Origin of the sequence: Phaeovibrio sulfidiphilus, from assembly GCF_014861485.1 — a bacterium.
Classification (GTDB): Bacteria; Pseudomonadota; Alphaproteobacteria; order Rhodospirillales; family Rhodospirillaceae; genus Phaeovibrio; species Phaeovibrio sulfidiphilus.
Genome location: NZ_JACZHT010000009.1, coordinates 32183 through 53674, shown reverse-complemented (window position 1 = coordinate 53674; position 21492 = coordinate 32183). Strand labels below are relative to the sequence as shown.

The 21492-nt window shown below is 67.3% G+C and carries 16 protein-coding genes and 2 tRNA genes; 12 read left to right on the top strand and 6 right to left on the bottom strand.

Features of this window, described 5'->3' with window-relative positions:
* The coding region (locus IHV25_RS09975; protein WP_192534979.1) for a winged helix-turn-helix domain-containing protein at window positions 1-277 on the top strand (277 nt) is incomplete at its 5' end.
* Between the two features lie 358 nt (window positions 278-635).
* Here the strand turns inward: IHV25_RS09975 and IHV25_RS09970 are convergent.
* Window positions 636-1334, bottom strand: a complete 699-nt coding sequence (locus IHV25_RS09970) for an SDR family NAD(P)-dependent oxidoreductase (protein ID WP_192534978.1) — start codon at window positions 1332-1334, stop codon at window positions 636-638.
* 96 nt (window positions 1335-1430) lie between these two features.
* Here IHV25_RS09970 and IHV25_RS09965 point away from each other — a divergent pair, with 96 nt between their 5' ends.
* Window positions 1431-2018: a TetR/AcrR family transcriptional regulator gene (locus IHV25_RS09965; protein ID WP_192534977.1), complete on the top strand. Its 588-nt coding sequence runs from the start codon at window positions 1431-1433 to the stop codon at window positions 2016-2018.
* Between the two features lie 284 nt (window positions 2019-2302).
* On the opposite strand, the gene IHV25_RS09960 is transcribed toward IHV25_RS09965, so the two are convergent.
* Window positions 2303-2378, bottom strand: a tRNA-Ala gene (locus IHV25_RS09960).
* 224 nt (window positions 2379-2602) lie between these two features.
* Between IHV25_RS09960 and thrC the strand changes: the two genes are divergently transcribed.
* Both thrC and IHV25_RS09950 read left to right on the top strand, forming a co-directional pair.
* The gene (gene thrC, locus IHV25_RS09955) at window positions 2603-4003 is read left to right on the top strand and encodes a threonine synthase (RefSeq protein WP_192534976.1); all 1401 of its coding nucleotides are present in this window, start codon (window positions 2603-2605) and stop codon (window positions 4001-4003) included.
* A 12-nt stretch (window positions 4004-4015) separates the two neighbouring features.
* The gene (locus IHV25_RS09950) at window positions 4016-5293 is read left to right on the top strand and encodes a M16 family metallopeptidase (RefSeq protein ID WP_192534975.1); all 1278 of its coding nucleotides are present in this window, start codon (window positions 4016-4018) and stop codon (window positions 5291-5293) included.
* Between the two features lie 766 nt (window positions 5294-6059).
* Here the strand turns inward: IHV25_RS09950 and IHV25_RS09945 are convergent.
* The 3 genes from IHV25_RS09945 to IHV25_RS09935 all read right to left on the bottom strand — a co-directional run bounded on the left by IHV25_RS09945 (window position 6060) and on the right by IHV25_RS09935 (window position 10449).
* Complete coding sequence (locus tag IHV25_RS09945) at window positions 6060-7376, bottom strand: C4-dicarboxylate transporter DctA (protein WP_192534982.1); 1317 nt, start codon at window positions 7374-7376, stop codon at window positions 6060-6062.
* Window positions 7377-8393: 1017 nt separating this feature from the next.
* The gene (locus IHV25_RS09940; protein WP_197975031.1) at window positions 8394-9668 is read right to left on the bottom strand and encodes a DUF4910 domain-containing protein; all 1275 of its coding nucleotides are present in this window, start codon (window positions 9666-9668) and stop codon (window positions 8394-8396) included.
* Window positions 9658-10449 (bottom strand): AAC(3) family N-acetyltransferase, encoded by a 792-nt coding sequence (locus IHV25_RS09935; protein WP_192534974.1) that lies wholly within the window; start codon window positions 10447-10449, stop codon window positions 9658-9660. Before IHV25_RS09935 ends, IHV25_RS09940 begins: the two co-directional genes overlap by 11 nt.
* 456 nt (window positions 10450-10905) lie before the next feature.
* Between IHV25_RS09935 and IHV25_RS09930 the strand changes: the two genes are divergently transcribed.
* From IHV25_RS09930 to IHV25_RS09910, 5 genes are all read left to right on the top strand, one after another.
* A tRNA-Pro gene (locus tag IHV25_RS09930) sits at window positions 10906-10982 on the top strand.
* Window positions 10983-11063: 81 nt separating this feature from the next.
* On the top strand, window positions 11064-11654 hold the full coding sequence (locus IHV25_RS10585; protein WP_274605268.1) for a methylated-DNA--[protein]-cysteine S-methyltransferase: 591 nt from the start codon (window positions 11064-11066) through the stop codon (window positions 11652-11654).
* A 583-nt stretch (window positions 11655-12237) separates the two neighbouring features.
* Entirely contained in the window at window positions 12238-13878 is a 1641-nt protein-coding gene (locus tag IHV25_RS09920) for a S41 family peptidase (RefSeq protein WP_192534973.1), read from the top strand.
* Window positions 13879-13999: 121 nt separating this feature from the next.
* Window positions 14000-14167, top strand: coding sequence for a 50S ribosomal protein L33 (gene rpmG, locus IHV25_RS09915; protein WP_192534972.1), 168 nt, complete (start codon window positions 14000-14002; stop codon window positions 14165-14167).
* 249 nt (window positions 14168-14416) lie between these two features.
* A complete protein-coding gene (locus IHV25_RS09910; RefSeq protein ID WP_192534971.1) occupies window positions 14417-15628 on the top strand; it encodes an MFS transporter in 1212 nt (403 codons plus the stop codon).
* A 338-nt stretch (window positions 15629-15966) separates the two neighbouring features.
* On the opposite strand, the gene IHV25_RS09905 is transcribed toward IHV25_RS09910, so the two are convergent.
* Window positions 15967-16383: a GcrA family cell cycle regulator gene (locus IHV25_RS09905; protein WP_192534970.1), complete on the bottom strand. Its 417-nt coding sequence runs from the start codon at window positions 16381-16383 to the stop codon at window positions 15967-15969.
* A 547-nt stretch (window positions 16384-16930) separates the two neighbouring features.
* Between IHV25_RS09905 and IHV25_RS09900 the strand changes: the two genes are divergently transcribed.
* From IHV25_RS09900 to IHV25_RS09890, 3 genes are all read left to right on the top strand, one after another.
* On the top strand, window positions 16931-18859 hold the full coding sequence (locus IHV25_RS09900; protein WP_192534969.1) for a peptidyl-prolyl cis-trans isomerase: 1929 nt from the start codon (window positions 16931-16933) through the stop codon (window positions 18857-18859).
* 209 nt (window positions 18860-19068) lie between these two features.
* Entirely contained in the window at window positions 19069-20583 is a 1515-nt protein-coding gene (locus IHV25_RS09895) for an anthranilate synthase component I family protein (protein ID WP_192534968.1), read from the top strand.
* A 254-nt stretch (window positions 20584-20837) separates the two neighbouring features.
* Entirely contained in the window at window positions 20838-21362 is a 525-nt protein-coding gene (locus IHV25_RS09890; RefSeq protein ID WP_192534967.1) for a DUF1178 family protein, read from the top strand.
* The last annotated feature ends 130 nt before the right edge of the window (window positions 21363-21492 follow it).

Below are 21492 nucleotides of genomic sequence, written 5' to 3'. Positions count from 1 at the left end.
AACACTCACCAAGGAGCAGTTCCTCAACCATCTGTATGGCGGCATGGACGAGCCGGACCTGAAGATCATCGACGTGTTCGTCTGCAAGCTGCGCAAGAAGCTGGCGGCGTTCCTGGACGGCGAGACCTGTATCGAGACGGTCTGGGGCCGGGGGTACATGATCCGCGATCCGGAGCCGTCCGCGTCCCCGGAGGCCCCGGTGGCGGGAACCGCGAAGGCCGGAGCCGCAAAGGCCGCCTCCGCCGGGTCTGACGCCCGGCTTGCCGCCACCCCCTGAGGCCTCCCCTTCCGGGCCTGACGTTCGGGTATGTCCCGGGGCCTCCCCTCCGCACCCGGAACCTCCGCCTGCCGGGCGCGGTGCGCTGGCTCACCCTGAGGGCTCCCTCTCCCACACCCGGATGCCTTCTTCTTTGACGTGTTGCCTGGCGCGGTGATCCCGGGACCATCCCTTCCGAGGCCCGGCTTGCCGTCGCGTCCTTATGCCCCTCCCGGAGTCCGCCGACCTCCCGCACCCTTTATCCGGTTCGCCGCGCCCCCTGCAGGCTCCCGGGCGGCTGCGCGGCGACCACCACGGGGCGAGACAGCCCCTCCCCGTGGCAACGTCGCCGCGCGCGCCTGTATCATGCGGCGTCTTCTTACACCGCAACGGCCTCACCGATGATGACGGAATGCTCCCGACGGGCCTCATACAGCTCCCGGAACGCCTCCGCGATAGCCGCCGGCGCCACCGTGGGGCTCTTGCCAACACCCCCCGGGGTTCCCTCGATAAATCCGTTCACGATCACCTCACCCACGTACACACCCCGGGGCGCGAGCGTCTGAGCGAGAATGCCGGTGGCCTTGTGCTGAGCCGCGACGCCAATCGCCAGAGCGCCATAGCCGATGGCGAAGGCATCAACCCGGGGATCGTCCAACAGCATAATCCCACAGGTCGCCAGGACCGCACCCCTGCTGGCCTCCAGATCCGGAAGGCACGCCCGGACGGCAGCGATGTAGGCCGTCACCCGCAACTCGAAGCTCCCGGTCAGGTCCGAAAGAGGCGCCTCCAGCAGGCCACCCTCCACATCAAGGAACGCGTTCCAATGCAAAATGCCGATGGGCCCCAGCGCGGCGCGCACATCCTCCACCACACGCCCAAGGGACGTGATGTCGGCCAAATCGGCCGGAAAGGCGCGCACCTGCAGTCCCTCGCCGGACAGCTCCTCGACAGCCCCCTCAAGACGCTGCGGATTTCGGGCAACAAGCGCTACGGGATGCCCCGCCCGGCCAAAACGGCGCGCAACTGCCCGAGACACCCCGGGACCGGCTCCACAAACAAGGATCGTCTGTGCCATCACCCACCTCCCATTAAATCCAACTGCAACGTTGGAGTTGACTTTGACACGGTCCGGGGCTACGCACAAGCAAATTGGCACCGGAGAACATTAACAATGGCGTGGGACACCGAAGGAACGAAACGCCGGATTCTGGAGGCGGCAGCGGCAGAGTTCGCCCGCCGCGGACCCGATGGCACCACAATCGAGACGATTGCGAAATCGGCGGGAGCGAACAAAGAGCGCATCTACAACTACTTCGGAAACAAGCGCGACCTGTTCCATGCAGTCCTGCGCAGCGAGTTGGCCAAAGCCGCCCAGGCCATTCCGCTCGCGTCCCCTGCCGTCGAGGACATCGGCGACTACGCGGGCCGGGCCTACGACTACCACCGCGAACACCCCGAACTGAGCCGGCTGATGCGCTGGGAAGGCCTGGTTTTCGAGGGCGAGGTGCCGGACGAGACGCTCCGGAGTCACTACTACGCCGACAAGATCCGGGCCGTGGCCGAGGGACAGAGTCGGGGCGCCCTCACCCGCGCCCTGGAGGCGGACCACCTGGCGTTTCTGATTCTGGCGCTGGCGGGGTGGTGGTCGGCGGTGCCACAGGTGGCCCGCATGTTCACCGGATGTGACGACGATGCGGAGCATGTCCGGCGTCGCGCCTCCGTTGTCGAGGCCGCCCGACGCCTGGCGTCTCCCCCGTGATGCCCGACACACTCCTGTGACGCGCCCGGAGGCTCCGGCCCGAAGAACCAGCCTCACGAAGGGGACGGACCCAATGATGGCCGGGCTTGGGGTCCACCGCCCGGCCGACGCGGGGTCACGGGCCAGGAACCTCCCACGGCGCGGCCGCACGTATCCGACCGCCCTGAATCGTAAGCCACAGAAGGCGAAGGTTCAGAGCTCCGGCGGGACGACCCGAACAACAGCAACAAAAAACCCGCCGTCCGGACAATCGCTCCGAAGCGGCGGGTTTTTCTCTATCTGGCTGGTGGAGCCGAGGGGAATCGAACCCCTGGCCTCAACATTGCGAACGTTGCGCTCTCCCAACTGAGCTACGGCCCCAGACCATGTGTGCGGCGGAATATGACCGCTCGCCCTTCCGGTGTCAAGCGCCTAAAGCGGCTTTTTTTTCACTCCCGCGAAGGCGGCCGCCCGCCCCGCTCCGGCGGTCAAAAAAGACCGCCCCGCGGCCCTTGCTGGCGACGCGCGGGCGCGTTACTTTTAACCTCCCGCACCTTCTTTCGTCTTCCGGTCCCCAAGGAGGGCCGGCCACAGGAGTTTCCGCCTTGAGATATGTCAGCACCCGGGGGAACGCCCCCGAACTCTCGTTCGACGATGTCCTTCTGGCCGGGCTGGCCGAGGACGGTGGACTGTACGTCCCCACCCACTGGCCCACCTTTTCGGACGACGAGCTGCGGGACATGCGGGCCCTGAGCTACCAGGACCTGGCGGTCCGCCTCATGGGCCCCTTTGTTGCGGGCTCGCTGACGGACGACGAGCTGGCCTCCATTGTGAACCGGGCGTGCGAGTCCTTCCACCACCCGGCGATTGCTCCCCTGCGCCAGATTGACCGGGACGACTGGGTGATGGAGCTGTTCCACGGCCCGACCCTGGCGTTCAAGGACTACGCCCTTCAGATGGTGGGCCTGTTCTTTGACACCGTCCTGGAGCGGCGGGGCGAGCGGGTTCTTGTGGTCGGGGCCACCTCGGGAGACACGGGAAGCGCCGCCATTGCCGCGCTGCAGGGCCGCAAGGCGGCGGATGTGGTGATCCTCCTGCCGCGAGGACGGGTGTCCGAGGTCCAGCGCCGCCAGATGACCACCGTGGACAGCCCGAACGTCGAGGTGATCGCCATCGACGGCACCTTCGACGACTGTCAGGCCCTGGTGAAGGCCCTGTTCGCCGACATCCCCCTGCGCGACGACCTGAACCTGGCAGCGGTGAACTCCATCAACTGGGCCCGGGTGATGGCCCAGACCGTCTACTACTTCTGGGCCGGGCTGCGCCTGGGCGCTCCGGACACGCCGATTGGCTTCTCGGTGCCCACCGGGAACTTCGGGAACGTGTTCGCAGGCTGGGTGGCCCGCCAGATGGGCCTGCCCATCGACCGGCTTGTGGTGGCCTCCAACCGCAACGACATCCTGACCCGGTTCTTCGAGACCGGCGCCATGCGCAAGGGGATTGTCCACCAGACCCTGAGCCCGTCCATGGACATCCAGGTGTCCTCGAACTTCGAGCGGCTCCTGTTCGAGGTGCTGGACCGGGACGGCGACGAGGTCGCCCGCCTGATGACCCGCTTCCAGGAAACGGGCGAGTACAGCATCGACAACGACCTGCACCAGGAGCTTCTGGGGCTTTTCCGCGCCTTCCGCCTGGACGACGCCCGAACGAAGGACGCCATGCGCGAGCTGTACGACGCGACCGGCGAGATCCTGGACCCCCACTCGGCCATTGGCGTCATGGCGGGCCGGGAGGTCGGGCACCGGGACGAGGGCACGCCCATGGTGGCCCTGGCCACGGCCCATCCCGCCAAGTTCCCGGACGCGGTGCGCGAGGCCCTGGGCTTCGAGCCCGAGGTGCCCCGGGTCATCCGCGACATCATGGACCGTCCGGAGCGCATCACCGAGCTGCCCAATGACCTCGACGCCCTGAAGTCCCACCTGCGCGCCCGTCGCGCTGCCCAGTAAGGCCGAGCTGACATGATTGAAAACGTGAGGACGACCCGCCTTCCCTCCGGTCTTGTGGTGGCCACCGACCGGCTGGACACCGTGGAAAGCGTCACCGTCAATGTCTGGGTCAACGCGGGAGCCCGCCACGAGCCGGCCGAGATCAACGGCATCTCCCACTTTCTGGAGCACATGGCCTTCAAGGGCACCCACACCCGCTCGGCCCGGCAGATCGCCGAGGAGATCGAGGCGGTGGGCGGCTCGCTGAACGCCTACACCAGCCGGGAGAACACCGCCTACTACGCCAAGGTCCTGAAGGCGGACCAGGGGCTGGCGCTCGAGCTTCTGGCGGACATCCTGCGCAACTCCACCTTCGACGAGGAGGAGCTGGCCCGGGAACGCGAGGTGGTGGTCCAGGAAATCCTCTGGGCCATCGACACCCCGGACGACATCGTCTTTGACTACTTCCAGGAAACCGCCTTCCCCAACCAGGCGCTGGGGCGGCCGGTCCTGGGAACCGTCCCCGTGGTGCGTTCCTTCACGCAGGACACCGTGCGCGACTACATGCGCAACACCTACAGCGCGGACCGGATGATCATCTCCGCCTGCGGCCCCGTGGACCACGACGCCTTTGTGGCCCGGGTGGCGGAGCAGTTCGGCGACTTCCCCGTGACCGCGGCTCCGTCCATCGAGCCCCCCGCGTTCCACAGCGGCGACTGGCGCGAGGAACGGGACATCGAGCAGGTCCACATGGTCATGGGCTTCGAGGGCGTGTCCTACACGGACCCGGACTACTACACCGCGGCGGTCCTCTCCACCCTGCACGGGGGCGGCATGTCCTCGCGGCTCTTCCAGGAGATCCGGGAAAAGCGCGGGCTGGTCTATTCGATCTACAGCTACGTCTCCAGCCACCTGGACTCGGGGATCTACGCGGTCTACGCGGGCACCGGACAGAACGAGGTCAGCGAGCTCATCCCCGTGCTGTGCGAGGAAACGGTCCGGGTGGCCGACACCCTCGAGGACGGCGAGGTGGAGCGCGCCAAGGCCCAGCTGAAGGCGTCGGTGCTCATGGGGCTGGAAAGCCCGTCCTCACGGGCGGAAACCCTGGGCCGCCAGATCCAGATCTACGGACACCCGGTGTCCTCGAAGGAAATGGTCGAAAAGGTCGAGGCCGTCACCCGCGAGAGCGTGGCCGCCTGCGCCCGGCGGATCTTCTCCACCAAACCCGTGACGGCCTTCGTGGGCCCCCTGTCCCGGGTGGAAAGCCACGACAGCATTCTCGCACGCCTGGGGCACACGGCGGGAGCCTGAGCCCCGCCCCACACGCCGCCCCACAGACAACGGGGAGCGCGAGCCGGTGAGGATCCGGCTTTCGCTCCCCCTTTCTTTTGCCTGCGGGGCGGCGGGATGCACCAGTCCCCAGCCGCTGGTTCTGCGGACGCCTGTCCGCGATCCGCCCGCCGGCCGGGCACACCCCGGCCCCCTATGACCGGGCACAGCGCGGGCTCGTATCCCTGCCACACAGCAGGCTCGCAGCAGGGGCGTGCCCCAACGTCTGAGACCTTCCCCCGTCAGTGTTCATGAAGGGGACGAAAAGCGGGCAGAAGGGGGCAACGGTTCCTCCAGCCGGCCAGAGGCGGCGGAGGAACCGGCCACTGATCACGCCCGGGGTGCGCACACCCCGCACGACAGAGCCATGCGCGGGTGCGCCGCCCACCCTGCCCTCAAAGGGCCGGATGCGGCTGCGGGCATCGGCAGCCCCAGCGGACGCCCCGGTGCGCCACAGAAATCGCTCACGGAAACGGGACGTGGGAAGCCCATCCGGGACAGGCACCCCCGTTGGCCATGGACACGACCTGGGCAACCCGGGCGGACCACCGCCCCGGGCTTGCAACGCCGTGGCGGACGGATGCTGCCCGCCCCTGCCCATGCCCCCAGACCAGTTGCCCCTCACCCGGCCCGCGCAGCCCACCCCCGCGTGACACCCTGCATCGCACACCCCCGCGAACCGCCGGCGCCGGGCACAAAAAAAAGGCCCGGAGACATCCCCGGGCCCTCGCTTTCAGGTCTCCAGTCCTCAGACCGGGAGCTTCCGCAGCTTGTGGAACAGCGGCTTGCACGCATGCTTGCCCATAACCGCGTCCAGCTTCTTCTGGTCAAGCTCGCCTTCCCAGCGGGCCACCACCAGAGCGGCCACCGCGTTGCCGGTCACGTTGGTCAGTGCGCGGCACTCGGACATGAAGCGGTCAATACCCAGGATCAGCGCCATGCCCGCGATGGGAATGGAGGGGACCACCGCCAGGGTCGCCGCCAGGGTCACGAACCCGGCGCCGGTCACACCGGCCGCACCCTTGGACGAGATCATGGCCACCAGCAGGAGCGTGATCTGCTCCCCGAGGCTGAGATCATAGCCCACGGCCTGCGCAATGAAGAGAGCCGCAAGGGACATGTAGATGTTCGTGCCGTCGAGGTTGAACGAGTAGCCCGTGGGGACCACCAGACCGACGACCGAGGACTTGGCGCCCGCCGCCTCCATCTTCTGCATGATGACCGGCAGAACCGGCTCGGAGGACGAGGTGCCCAGGACAAGAAGGAGTTCCTCCTTGATGTACTTTAGCAGGCCCGTGATCGTGAAGCCGTTGTAGCGGCACACCAGACCCAGGATCACCAGGACGAACAGAAGCGACGTGATGTAGAAGGTCGCGATCAGGAAGAACAGGCTCCCCAGCGACGCCACGCCGTACTTGCCGATGGTGAACGCCATGGCTCCGAACGCGCCGATGGGGGCGGTGCGCATCAGGATGGACACCAGCTTGAACACCGGCGCCGTCAGGGCATTGAAGAAGTCGACGATGGGCTTGCCCCGCTCGCCAACGAGCCCGAGGGAAACACCAAACAGGATCGAGACCGCAAGAACCTGGAGAATGTTCCCGTCAGCAAAGGCCGAGAACAGGGTCTTGGGGATAATGTTCAGAAGGAACTCGACAATGGTCGCCTTCTGGGCGCCCTCGACGTAGCTGCTGACCCGGCTCGGGTCCAGGGTGGCGGGGTCCACGTTCATGCCCGCACCCGGCTGCAGTATGTTGGCCACAGCCATACCGAGGATCAGCGCCAGAGTGGAGAAGGTCAGGAAGTAGGCCATGGCCTTGCCGGCAACGCGACCGATCTTTTTCAGATCGCTCATTCCGGCAATGCCCGTCACGATCGTCAGGAAGATGACCGGGGCAATGATCATCTTGACCAGCTTGATGAACCCGTCGCCCAGGGGCTTCATTTTCTCGCCGACATCCGGGAAGAAGTACCCCAGAAGGATACCCAGAATGATCGCGAGGATCACGTAGAAGTACAGAAGCGTGTAAAAAGGTCGGCGCTTCTCGGGTAGTTCCGTATCAATGTGTTCTGCAACGGCCACGTCTTCACCTCAGTGTTTTTCACCCCGTCAGCCCCGGCATCATGGACGCCGTGACAACGAAAAATCCCGGGAAAACACGGGATCCTTGGACCCGCGCGGGTGATTTGTCGAAAAAACACCCCTGAAAAAGCCTGCGACCAGTCGCTGCGCGCGGTTTATCGGAGCCGCCGCCCTATGGACGCTCGAACAGGACTTTTCTCCCGAAGACGCCCCGGGTCAAAGGCCGGCATCCGTAGCGAGGGGGTCTTTGCCGCCAGGGTATGCGCGGCAGCCTGGAACAGCGCTGCAACGGGATCCTGCCAGCTCTCCCCTCCAGCCCGAAAGACCGGCAGGTGACGCCAGGTTCTGCTCTCCCCCGCCTCCGTCCCGCCGAACGGGTTGTCCGTTCCGGACCCAACCCCTGTGGCGTGAGCCGGGACACCGGCTTGTCCGGAACGTTTTCCGGGAGTGCAGATTGGAAACCTGCTCGAATGGGGGGACTGTGTCAATCAGCATTATTCTGAAATGACCGGAAAAATCGAAAACACGACAAAAATAACAACGAAAGTGCGGAGACAGCGCCACCAGCGGAATTATCTTTTTAAAACCATTAGATAGTACGGGGTCTGGAATGCATTTCAAGAGGGCGCCAAAGCCCGGCCACGCCAGCGCAAAATCCGTTGGCGAGTCTGCATCCCTGGGGCGGAAGACGGGGTTTCACGGCCGTCCCGGTCGTCTCCCGGACACCCGTCCGGGGCGATCCGGCGGGACCATACCTCCCGTGCGGGCCCCACGCAACATTTCCGTGCGCACCCCGCGCAATACCTCCGTGCGCACCCTGCGCACCCCGTCCAGACACTCGGGGGCATGTGCCTGTAGCCGGAAGGCCAGACCCGGCCCCTCCCAGGGCCCCATGCACACCCTCAGGCCCCACGCTCGCGGCGCTGCCCTGTCGCCCCGCGTCCCCAATACGCGGGGCACACGTCCTTATAGAGCCCGACCCGGACGGGGGACGCGTGCTCACGCCGGGCGCAGAACGCCGTTTTCGGCCAGGACCTCCGCCACCCGGGCAGCGGTGAACACATCCAGACCAATTGTCTCCGCGATATCCAGAAGATCGGTCTGCCCGTCCGCAAACGCCAGAAGGTTCATCATGCTGGCCACGGACTCATCGGTGCTCCCGACAAAGCTCAACGTCGAGTACAGGCCACGCTTGCCCATCTGGGGCTCACACAGGATATCGGTGCCCCACACCCGATTGACCTCGAGCGCCTCCAGGCAACGGCGCAGAACATCGAAACCGCCCTCCAATCCGGCAGGGGTCACAAGGCTCATGTCATCAAGCGAGGTGTGGTATTCCGGGTACACGGCGTACTTCGAGCGCATGACCGAACACACGGGCAGATCCACGCCCGGCGCGCAGTACTGGCGCTCGTCCGACCCCCGGTCCAGAAATGTGTAGCGGGCGAAATCCGGATGGGAATGATTGAGGACATGCAAAGCCACCCGGTCCGCCAGAGTGCCCCCCTTGCGGGACGGAAGGTAGGAGTAGGCCCGTTCATCCCCAAGACAGGTCAGGACGAACCCGGCGACGGTCCGGGGCTTCATAACCTCAAGATTCCTGGAGAGATAGGTGATGGCTCCGATGGTCTCGGGCACAAACACGATCCGGTAGGTGTAGCGCCGTGGGGCCTCTTTCAGCCACTGTACAAGAGCCGCCGCCACCACCGGACCGGACAGCTCGTTGTTCGCCATGGACGGGTGACACACGTAGGTCGAAAGGAGGATCTCCTCGTCGCTCTCGCCCGGCAAAATGACCTCGCCGTAGGTCAGGGATCCGGGCACGAGGGTTGAGTCGATCCGGGCGTGGTAGAGACCGGGCTTGAGGGTCTCTCTTTGCCGGTGCGTCAGGCAGAACCCCCAGCGGCGCTTGTAGTAGGACGTCACATAGGGGATCGCGTCGGGAAGGTCGGCACGGGAGTAGAGGTGCTCCTGAAGCTCCTCCAGCGGCAGGATGATGTCCACCGGTTCAGAGTACCCCATGAGGTGAAGGGTGTGATCGGCGAAATCCACCACAGTTTCGCCATCCGGCCCTGTCAGACGGGCGCCGGTGACATTCCACTCGTCGGGGATGGTCCAGTCAAAGACTGCGGTTCCGCTCGGAACCTCGTGGACCGTCATCTCCGGAACCGTCTCTTTCAGGATGGCGAGGGTCTCGCGGACCCCGTTCCCGGTCAGGGACCGGTTGATCCCCCACAAACGCCCCATAAGGGCATGCATATCGTTACCGTTCACCCGTGTTCTCCAGAACGTAAAGGGTTCCCAACGCCTGGCCCCCGTCAATCAGGGCCGCGACAAAATCAAACATCTCCCGGGCGCGAATGACCCGAAGCCCCGATCCGGTCCCGGGCCTCGCCCCCGCATACAGACCGCGCTTCCACATCAGTTCGCCCGCAGGATTGACGTGGGTCGCGACTCCCTTGTCCAGGTCGCGTACAAAAAGCGTGTAGGTCCGCGACGTGGTCACACCGTTGCGGTCGGTACAGTCTCCGGTGAAGGCCTTGTGATAGCGGTAGTCAACCGCCCGGACCTCCTCGACGTGGTGATAGAACGTCATGCTGCCCTGGTCATCGAGATCCAGAACGCCAATCTTGCCGTCCATGGTTTTCAGGAGACCGAACGGGGAATCGTCGGCGTATCCGCTTGTGTTGTCCACGCCCTCGAACTCCCGCGCCCGGTATCCGAGGGCTGCAAACGAGTAGATCGGATGCCCGGTTCGCACAGCGCCGTCGCGCAGACGCCCCGCCTCGGTGAGGGCCCCCATCCGGGAGGGCGTACTGCGAATGTCAAAAGGAACCCCCGTCGTAAAATCAAAATTGAACAGGGGCAGAAGAAGAGTTCCGCGCGGACCCAGAGCCTCCAGGAAACTGTCGAGGATATCCTGTACCTCAAGGCGATCGCCCTGCCGTCGGGCCTGGACAAGAGTGCGCCGGATACTGCTGTGAAGAAGAAGCGTATCGCCCGGCTCGACGCCAGAGCGTCGCCAGGCGTCTGTGAGCGTCTGAACCATGCCCATGATTTTTCATCCTTGTGGAGTGCACAGCCGGACGGGGTCTGCGGTGTCCCGTTCGGCCGGGTGCACGAGACCAGATTCCAGCCTCCCTGCAATCGATTCTTAACACCGGAAAGCTCCGGATGCAGCATTTTCGTCCCTGCCGCAGGCGTCTTCATCGTTGCCGCAGGCGTCGCCGGGATGACCTCCCACCCGGCCGGCAACGTCGGGCAAACCGGGACACCGACGCCCCTCCCGAACACCGGTCACACTGCAACCGGAACCACGGCACAGCCGAAACCGCAACGCACCGAATCATTCCCGCCCCGGATGAGCACCGTGTTAATTTCCCCTGTTTTCCGGGCTCCGGGAGCACACGCGGAGGGATCTTCCGCCCCGGTTTCAGGAAAAACGACGGGCACGCGCGTTTTCGCTTGCACCCCCGAAGCGGGCGGAGTATACACCGCTTCGCTGGAGGGACGGAGTGTAGCTCAGCCTGGTAGAGCACTGTCTTCGGGAGGCAGGGGCCGGAGGTTCGAATCCTCTCACTCCGACCAGCATACGGTGATAAAAAGGACGATCGGCGGTGCCCTGCACTCCGGTCGTCTTTTTTTTCCGGCTCCGCAGAGGGAGGGACCATGACCCCCACCACCCATGTGCCCGCCACCCATGCGCCCGCCACCCATGTGCCCGCCACCCATGCGCCCGCCACCTGTACCCCTGTCACCTATGCGATTGTGGCCCTGCCCCGGGACCGGGTGCTCGTGGCAATGTCCCCCGCCGGCGTGTGTGCCCTGCTTCTCGGGGACACGGACGAGGTCCTGGAGCAGAACCTCCGGGACCGCTTCGGGCGAACCTGCACCCTGACACGGCTGACCGACTGCCCCGACACGATCCTGGACATCGCCCGGCTGGTGGAGACACCGGCCCGCCCGGTCCGCGTGCCCCTGGACCTCCGGGGCACCGACTTCCAGAAGACGGTATGGGCGGCCCTGCAAACCATCCCCGCCGGAGAAACCCGGACCTACGGCGAGATTGCCGCGCTGATCGGGCGCCCCCGCTCCGCCCGGGCGGTGGGCCAGGCCTGCGGGGCCAACCCGGTCTCCATCATCGTGCCCTGCCACCGGGTCGTGGGGGCGGGCGGACACCCCGGCGGCTACGGCTGGGGACTGGAGCGCAAGCGGAGGCTTCTGGATCTGGAGCGCGAGGCCTCGGGCCGGCCCCGGTAGTCCGGCGGAAGACCCGGGACGTCCGCCCCGACAGCGGAAAGGGCCTGACATCGCAGCCGGCCGCCCGAACGAACGGCCGCCCCCGGCGTGCTGGAGCGACAGACGGCCCCGGGGGCAAGGCCGCCCCCAGCGGGCCCGGCCCCATCACCCCGGATCCACCCGCCCGCACGGGCTCCCTGCACACCCGGACACACCCGCCCGGACGACCCCACACCCCCGAAGGCCCCCGGGAGAACCACCGGCCGGGAGCACGCCGGAGGGGGTTGCGGCACCCCGCTGGCGCCCCGAAGCGCCCAGCCGGAGGCGGAAACCGCACAGCCGGAGGCGGAAACCGCACAGCCGGAGGCGGAAACCGCACCGCCGGGCCCATGGACAGCGCCCGCCCGGGCCGAACACCCCGAACGCCACTCGCCCCGCGCGATTTTCCGGGCCACGCACCCAAAAAGCGGCTCGCGGAGAGGGAAAATAGTGTAAAGTCTGGAAGGATCCTGATCGTCATCGCACCCTCCGGGGAGAGCGGTCGGAGCCCCGGCCTGCTGCGGGCCGGTTTCTCCCTGTCGCCTCCGTTTTGAAAGCCTCGGGCATGATTTCCGCGCTGCATTTCCTCCGCCGCTCTTCCGGACCGCTGGTCCTGCTCTGCGCCGCCCTGGCGTTTCAGCTGTCGGGATGCACGGGAACGGGCTCGGGCAGCGGACCGGGGGCCCCCGGTGGCCCGGACGGCGCCCCGGCCGCCGGCACGCCCTTTTCCCTGTCCGAGGCCCGCGACGTGTTCCGCACCGGACTGCGCGCCATCGACGAGCGCTACATTGAGGCCGTGGATCTGGAAGCCCTGTCCTGCGCCGGGCTCGAGGGCCTGAAAACCCTGGACCGGACCCTGGACGCCCGGTGCGAGCACGGGGATCTGGTCCTGACCCGCACGGACCAGCCCTTCTGGCAGGCTCCGCTCCCCGTGGGGCAGGACGCCACAAGCTGGGCCAACCTGATTGCGGACGGCCTTCAGGCCACCAGCGACACGGACCCGGCCGGTCCGGGACAGACCGAACCCGAAAAATACTACAAGGCCGTTTTCAACGCCCTTCTCGCCCGGCTCGACACCTTCTCGCGCTATGCCTCCCCCCAGGAGGCCCGCATGAGCCGCGGACAGAAGACCCCGAGGGCGGGCATCGGCCTGACCTTCGACGTGTCGAACGGCGGCGCCCGGGTGATCCGGGTCTACCCGGACACACCGGCCGCGAACGCGGGCCTGACGGCGGGGGACGTCCTGCTGATGGTGGACGGCCAGTCCCTGGCGCCCCTGACCAAGCCCCGGATCAAGGATCTTCTTGAGGGCGAGGCCGAGACCCCGGTCACCCTCTACTACCGGCCCGCGGGCGGCGGGGCTCTGCGCACCGTAATCCTGCCCCGGACGGTCACCTCCCTGCCCACCGTGGACGTCCGCTATGAGGACGGCATGGCGGTGCTGACCATTCCCGGCTTCAGCCAGAACACCACCACCGCCGTGGCCCAGGCCATCGCCACCACCTTCCGGGCGCTCCCGGGACAGCCCATCCGGGGATTCGTCCTCGACCTGCGCGGAAACCCGGGCGGCCTTCTGGACCAGGCCGTGGCGCTTTCGGACCTGTTCATGGAGAGCGGCCCCATTGTCTCGACCCGGGGACGCCACCCGGATGCCCGGCAGTTCTACAGCGCCCGCCCCGGCGACCTGCTCAGCGGCGCGCCCCTAGTGGTCCTGATCGACGGGGACAGCGCCTCGTCGGCCGAGATCGTGGCGGCGGCGCTCCAGGACAGCGGCCGGGCCGTGGTGATCGGCACGGCCTCCTACGGCAAGGGGACGGTCCAGACCCTCGTGCCCCTGCCCGACGGCGGCGAGATCTTCCTGACCTGGTCGCGCTACTACAGCCCCTCGGGCTACGTGCCCGACGGCCTGGGCGTCCTGCCGACCCTGTGCACCAGCGGACACGAGAACACCGCCGACGCGGCGCTCATCCTGGACGAGGCCCGGGACCACCCGGACCGGGCCACGGCGGAGGGACTCCGCTGGCGGGCCTCGGTCCCGGGGGACAAGGGGACACGCCGGGCGCTGCGGGAACTCTGCCCGCCCGAGCCCCACGCCATGTCCCGGGTGGAACTCCTGCTGGCGCGCACCTTGCTGGACGACCCATGGTTGTACCGCAGCCTTCTGCGCCCGGACACGGGAGCCCACCACAGCGCCCTTGCTCCGTGAGCGGGGCCTTTTCCGCCGGGATCGGCCCAAAAGGCAAAGGATGTGCTTGACACGGGCGCTTGGATCGCTATTCTCCCGGCTTCCCGACTGGTCCACCACTTAACACATGGGGTTCAAGGCCATGGCCAAACCTGCCACCATTCTGGTCAAGCTGGAAAGCACCGCGGACACCGGTTACTTCTACGTGGTCAAGAAGAACCCCCGCAAGACGACCAACAAGCTCGAGTTCAAGAAGTACGATCCCAAGGTGCGCAAGCACGTCGTGTTTCGCGAGACGAAGCTGAAATAAGGGCTCGGGGGTCATACCCCCGCGTTCAAAAAGAGCAAAACCGCCCCCATCGGGGCGGTTTTTGCGTTCCGGCCCTTGCCTCTGGCGGTCGGGAGGGGGCACTCTGGGAGGGGACGCCGCCCGGTTCGGGGGCGTCCTGGTGCGCCCCTGCCCGCGACGTCTGTTCCGCACCGGAAGACCGGGAGACCGGAGACGATCCGCCAGCCCCCCACCCGCACCGGTCCACCGCAAGCCGCCTGGAGGCACTCCGTGTCCGCACGCTCACTTCCCCTGTCCGTTCACTACGCCCTGCTGTTCGGCTTTCTGGGGGTCTTCACCCCCTTCGGACCGGTCTGGCTGGAGTCCCGGGGGCTCACGCCCTCGCAGATCGCCCTGATCACCAGCGCCACCATCTGGGCGCGCCTGTTCTTTGTCCCCTTCGCAGGCGAGATCGCGGATTCCACCGGGCGCCTGAGGCTGATCATTGCGGTTCTGGCCGTGGGGGCCATCGCGGCCCTTCTGCCCCTGCCCTTCCAGACCTCGTTCTGGCCGATTCTGGCCCTGGGGGCGCTTGCGCTGGGCTTCCACTCGGCCATCACGCCGATTTCCGAGACCATCACCCTCAGCCACACCCGCACGGGACAGATCGACTACGGCCGGGTGCGCCTGTGGGGCTCCCTCGGCTTCTGCGGCGTGGCGGCGGCCATGGGCCCGGTGATCGACACCCTGGGACCGGACGCCATCCCCTGGGCCATGCTGGCCCTGGTCACGGCGCTCCTTCTGGGAGTGGTCACCCTGCCGGCCCGCAGCAGCCCCGCAGGCCGCCTGGCCCAGAAGCCCACCAAGCGGGTGCACCCGACCGGCACCACCCGGGCTCTGCTGACCTCGCCGTTCATGCTTGTGTTCCTGGTTACGTCCGGGTGCCTTCTGGCGAGCCACGCCACCTACTTCGGCTTCTCCACCATCCACTGGAGCCGCACGGGCTCGGACGCGCTGACCAGCGGCCTGCTCTGGAGCGAGGCCCTTCTGGCCGAGGGGGTGCTGTTCTTCTTCGGTGCCGCCATCGTGCGCCGGTTCGCCCCCCTGGGGCTTCTGGGGATCTCGGCGCTGACGGGGGTCATGCGCTGGGTTCTGATGGCCGCCACCAGCGACCCGCTTGTTCTGATGTTCTCCCAGCTGCTCCAGGCCGGCACCTTCGCCTGCGCCCACCTGGGCGCCATGTACATCCTGGTGCGCAACGTGAAGCCCGAGATGTCCGCCCGGGCCCAGGCCATCTACTTCATGGTCTGCCCGTGCCTGTTCCTGGGGGGGAGCATTGTGCTGTCCGGACCGCTTTACGACACCTTCGGACAGAAGGCCTATCTGGCGGACGTGATCTGGAGTGCGGCCGGAGGGCTGGGGGTCATGGTGCTGGCGGTCATGATGCGCCGTCTTCCGACCCAGAGCCGGGCCCTGAGCCACGAGCCCATGGTGCGCAGTTGAGGAAAGGATCCCCCGGACCCGACAAGGAATTGCCTTGGGGCCAGCGGTTAAACGCTTGCGAGCTGTAGTTTGGAGGCTTGACGCCAGGGCCCGGATTTTTGGGGCCGGCGGTTCGGCCCCTGTGTCCCTGGGAGTGGATCCTGAAGAGCCGGGGCCAGGACCGGATGAGGCGGCTGTTCGGACCGGAAGAAACCGGAAACGCCGATGGTACCGGACTGGGAAACCGAGGCCTCGCGCCGGACCTGCCGCTGGCTTCAACCCGCCCCGGAGAGCCGGTGTACCGGGTGCGGCCCGGACTCAGTGGGCGCCCCGGATCCGTCGGGCGCCCCGCAAGCGGATCAGGACTCGGATGCGGGCTCAGCCCCCTGGGCGGGAGCGGTTGCGGCCGGGGCCGCCGGAGCGGGCTCCTCCTCGCGCACACGGCTGGAGCTGACGTAGGCAATCTGGGCATGCTCGGAACAGTACGGCTTGCCGGGAATGGCCGTCTTTCCACAGAAATGGAAGTTCGGGTGACGGGGATCCCCGATGGGCCAGCGGCACGAATCCGCCTTCAGGTCCACGACCGAGCGGATCTTCTCGTCCTTTTCCTTCTTGGTGCGCTTGATGGGGGACGGCCGGGCCTTCAGGCCCAGACGATGGGCCTTGCCCACCACGGCGTTCTTCGAGACCCCAAGCTGCTTGCCGATATCACCGGTCGTCAGCCCGTCGGCCCAAAGCTTTTTCAGCCGCTCAACGGTATCATCGTTCCAAACCATGGCCCCAATCCTTCCCTGTACACCCCACCCGCCCCAAGGGGCAGCGACGATCCGCGCCCGCCCGGTTCCGGGCAGCTTTCCATGAATACCACTCTCAACGAGACGTGCGAAGCATGCTCACGCGACGGCGCGGTTTTTTAATGCATCCGCGAGGGGAGAGATTAAACTCTGCCCACACTCAAATGTAAAGGGCACGAATCCGCAGTTTCTTTCGGGACAGCGGGTGAAGCGAGGCCCGACTCGACCGGAAGTGGACGTCCGCGGGAGACCGACCCGCGCCAGCCGGCAGAGCCCGGGGCCAGCGGCACGGGCCCGCAGAGGCCGGGGCCAGCAGCACCAGCCCCCGCCACACGCCCGCGCCCAACCGGGGAAAACCGGTCCCACCCCTTTGGCTGTTGCGAGCTTGCCCCGGCGCCCGTATTATTGTCGCGCCCGCGCGCCCGCGCGCCGGCTCCCCTGACCGGATGCCCTGTCCTGCGGCGATTCGTGTTCCCCCAGCCCCGGAGCCTGTCCCGGAGCGCTTCCCTGAAGAAAGACGGTTTCTGCCATGCTTGAAGCGATGCGCAACGCCTCCAAAACCTGGCTTGCCAAACTCCTCCTTGCCGTTCTTGTCCTTGCGTTCGCATCCTGGGGTATCACCGACTATCTGAGCCCATCCGGGCGCGCCCCGGCCATCACCGTGGGCAAGGTCGCCTATCCGGACCAGATGATCCGCGACCAGTTCGTGACGCAGCTGAACGCCCTGCGCGCCCAGGGGCTGGAGATGACAACCGAGCAGGCGGTCCAGGCCGGTCTGATGGACCAGGTGGCGGTGAACATCGTGCGCGACCTGGTCTACTCGCAGGCCATCGACCTGCTGGGGCTGCGGGCCAGTGACGAGATCGTCCGTCGCTCCATCACCATGAACCCGGACTTCTTCGGGCCCGAGGGCCGCTATGACCGCGGCACCCTTCAGAACTACCTGCGCCAGCGGGGCCTGTCCGAGGGCGCGTTCGTCGAGAACGTCCGCAACCAGCACGCCCGCGAGTACCTTCTTGCGCCCCTGGCGGCCCGGGTCCAGTACCCGGACATGGGCGTGCGCTCCTACAGCACCTTCCTGTCCGAGCGCCGGGCGGGCGAGGTTCTTCTGGTGGATGCGGCCCGCCTGCCGGCGCCGAAAACCTCCGAGGCCTCGGATGCGGACCTGCGCGCGATCTACGAGCGCAACATCGAGGCCTTCACCACCCCCGAGCTTCGCCGGGCGTCCCTGCTGTTCGTCTCCGGTAAAGACGTGGAGGGCGAGATCGAGGTGACCGAGGCCGACCTTCGGGACTTCTACGACGCCCACCAGGACAGCTTTGCCTCGCCCCAGCGCCGCAAGGTCCGCCAGTCCCTGTTCCCCAGCCGGGAGCAGGCCGAGGCAGCCCGCAGCGCCATCGCGGGCGGCCAGCGCCTGGAGGCCGCCACCACCGGCGCCGGAGGCAGCGGCCCCTTCCTTCTGGGCGCCCTGAGCTTCGCGGACCTGCCCGATTCGGTGGCCCGCCCGGTCTTCTCCCAGCCGGTGGGCGTGGTGGGCGATCCCCTGCGCTCCGAGATGGGCTGGCACCTGTTCCTGGTGGAGTCCGAGACCCCGGCCCGCCAGCGCTCCTTTGACGAGGCGAAGGCCGACGTCCGCGTGGCCGTCGTTGAGACCCGCATCCCGGAGCTGATGCGTGAGCGCGCCATGGCCATCGAGAACGAGCTGGGCGGCGGCGCCTCCCTGGAAGAGGCGGGCGCCCTGTTCAAGGCCCCCGTGATCTCGGTCGTGACCGACATCCAGGGCCGGGACCGGGACGGAAAGCCCGTCACCGCCCTGCCCGAGGATGCGGGCCTGCTGCGTGACCTCTTCGCCATGAGCGAGCAGGACACGGGCATGCTCACCGAGTTCGACGGCGGCTATTACGCCATCAGCCTGACCGACGTCACCCCGGCCACGCCGAAGCCCCTCGAGGCCGTCCGCGACCAGGTTCTGGCCCTGTGGGCCGCCGAGACCCGCGTGACCCGGGCCCGTGCCCTGGGCGAGGCGCTGCTGGAGAAGGCCCGGGCCGGCGAGAGCTTTGCGCGTATCTCCCGCTCCAGCCCGGAAACCCGGGACATCGCCTTCGGCCCCGCCTCCCGCCTGTCGGTCCGCCCGGGCGCGGAGACGTCGACGAACTCGGTTCTCGAAACCCGGGGCGCGACCCCGGACTCCCTGCCGATCCTGGATGCGGTCTTCGAGACCAAACCGGGAGAAATCGCCCTTGTCCAGCTCCCCCAGGGCGCGGCCCTTGTGCGGGTGAGCGAGGTTCTGCCTCCCGACCCCACTCAGGCAAGGGTTGAAAGGGAGACCGTTCGTTCCTATCTGGATGGCTCGTTTGCCCGGGACATCGCCCGTCAGTTTGACGAGAGCCTGGCGCGGACCGTGGGCTACTCCATTAGCCGGGACCGACTGGAAAAGATTGTTCTCCAAGAGTTCTAGCGTCGAGGCCGGGCCCACTGCCCGGCCTTGTCTCTGATTCCCGGATATGGAGCGGGTATCCCCGCTCCAACTCTGTTGGCCCGCCCGGTACAGGCGGCCCGCAGCGGGATTCCCGGTGTCCCCTCACCCGGACCCCGCAGGCGGGTCACCGGCAATATCCGGTGCGGGCGAGCACCACAGACCCCAACGCCCAGAGGGAGACTCAAGGCATGTCCGCGACCTTTCCGGAATTTAACGACGCTTTTGTGCACACTTACAACTCGGGGAAACCTCAACTGCTTCGGACCCGTGTCCCGGCAGACCTGGAAACCCCGGTGTCGGCATTTCTGAAGCTCGCGGAGGGGCAGCGCTGGTCGTTCCTGTTTGACTCGATCGAGGGCGGCGCCCTTCTGGGACGCTACTCCTTCATCGGCCTGAAGCCCGATCTCGTGTGGAAAGCCTGCGGGACCGAGGCCTTCGTGAACCGCCGTCCCCGCATTGATCCCGAGGCCTTCGAGCCCGATGGCGAGGCCCAGGCCTCCTTGCGCCGGCACCTGAAGGACAGCGCCCTCGACATCCCCGAGGATCTGCCCCCCATGGCGGCCCTGATGGCCGGATACCTCGGCTGGGGCGCGGCCCGGTTCACGGACCCCGGCACTCCGGACACCAAGCCCGATCCTTTGGGCGTGCCCGACGGGATTTTCATGCGCCCGACCCTGATCGCCATCTTTGACAACGTCTCCCAGAGACTGTCACTGGTGACGCCTGTTCGCCCGCAGAAGGACATCCCCGCCGCCCGCGCCTATGAGCTGGCCCAGGAACGGCTGTCGGATGCGGTGGCGGACTTCCAGCGCTCGATCCCGCTCCAGCGCGAGTATGCCCGCTCCAGCATGCCCGCCCCGGAGCCCGTCCCGGTCACCCCGCGGGAGACGTTCCTGGAAACCGTCCGCGAGGCCATCAAACATATCAAGGCCGGGGAGATCACCCAGATCGTGCCCTCCCAGCGGTTCAGCCTGCCCTTCCGGCTGCCGCCGTTCCTGCTGTACCGCTCGTTGCGCCGGACCAACCCCTCGCCGTTCATGTTCTACATGGACTTCGGGGATTTCCACCTGGTGGGCTCCAGCCCGGAAATCCTGGTGCGCCTGCGCGGCGACGAGGTCACCATCCGTCCCATCGCCGGAACCCGCCCCCGGGGCGCGACGCCAGAGGAGGACCGCGCCCTTGCCCGGGATCTTCTGGACGACCCCAAGGAGCGAGCCGAGCACATCATGCTTCTGGACCTGGCGAGGGACGATGTGGGCAGCATCGCCGAGCCCGGCTCGGTGAACGTGACCGCCGAGGGCACCATGTTCGTGGAGTACTACAGCCACGTGATGCACATCGTCTCGAACGTGACGGGGCGGCTGCGCAAGGGGCTGGACGCTCTCGACGCCCTGTTCGCAGGCTTCCCGGCAGGCACCGTGTCCGGCGCCCCGCGCGCCCGGGCCATGGAGCTGATCGACCAGATGGAGCCGGTGCGCCGCAGCTTCTATGCGGGCGCCGTGGGCTACTTCAGCGCCGGAGGCTCCATGGACACCTGCATCACGCTGCGAACCTGCCTGATCAAGGACGGGGTTCTCCACGTCCAGTCGGGCGCGGGCGTGGTCGCGGACTCGGTCCCCGAGAAGGAGCACGAGGAGTGCGTCAACAAGGCGCGGGCCATGATCCGGGCCGCCGAGGAGGCCGTCTCGCTCGCCGGCCGCTGAGCCCATCCGTCGGGATCCGGAGCGAGACCGCCCCGGATCCCCTTTTGCCGCCGCTGTCCTGGCCCCGGCCCGGTACGCCCCGGCGCGCGCGTGCCCCCGGTTTCCCCCGCCCCCGGCGGACCCGGACAGGGGCCGGGACGGGGGCCGGGCGCCCCGGTTTTTTAGCCCTTGTGCCGGACGGGGCGTTGCTGCATTTTGGTTTGAAGAACTCTGGGTTCCGATTCGGGACACAACGGGTTGTTCAGGACAGAATCATGATTCGCTACACTTTGATTTGCGAACGGGATCACGAATTCGAGGCCTGGTTTCAGAACTCGGCCTCCTGCGACGAGCAGCTCGGGAGGGGGCTGGTCTCGTGCCCGTTCTGCGACAGCGCGCAGGTGTCCAAGGCGCTGATGACCCCCAGCGTGGTCTCGTCGCGCAGCCGCGAGGCCCGCGCCAGCCACCCGGGTCCGGCGCCGGACAGCGCGCCCGGGCCATCCGCAACCGGAGGCTCTTCCGGACGCGCGCCCGAGGCGCCCGCCGCGGCCGGGTCCTCCGGTGCCCTGGAGCAGCGGATGCAGGATCTCGCCCGGGTCATCAAGGAAATCCGCACCCAGGTCGAGGCCAACTGCGAGAACGTGGGCGAGCGCTTTGCCTCGGAGGCACGCCAGATTCACTACGGCGAGCGTGAGGCCCGCCCCATCTATGGCCAGGCGACCGCCACGGAAGCCTCGGAACTGGCAGACGAGGGCATTGCCTTCGCCGTGCTCCCCTGGAGCGCCGGTCCCCGGAACTGAGGGACCGGGCCCGGTTCGGGCCAGGGCGGGAGCCATCCCCTCCCCTATTCCCGGGGACCGGGCGGCAGTGGCATCGGGAGCACTCCCCGACCCGCGCACCCGGTAGCACTGCGGGCCGCGCCCCGGGCTT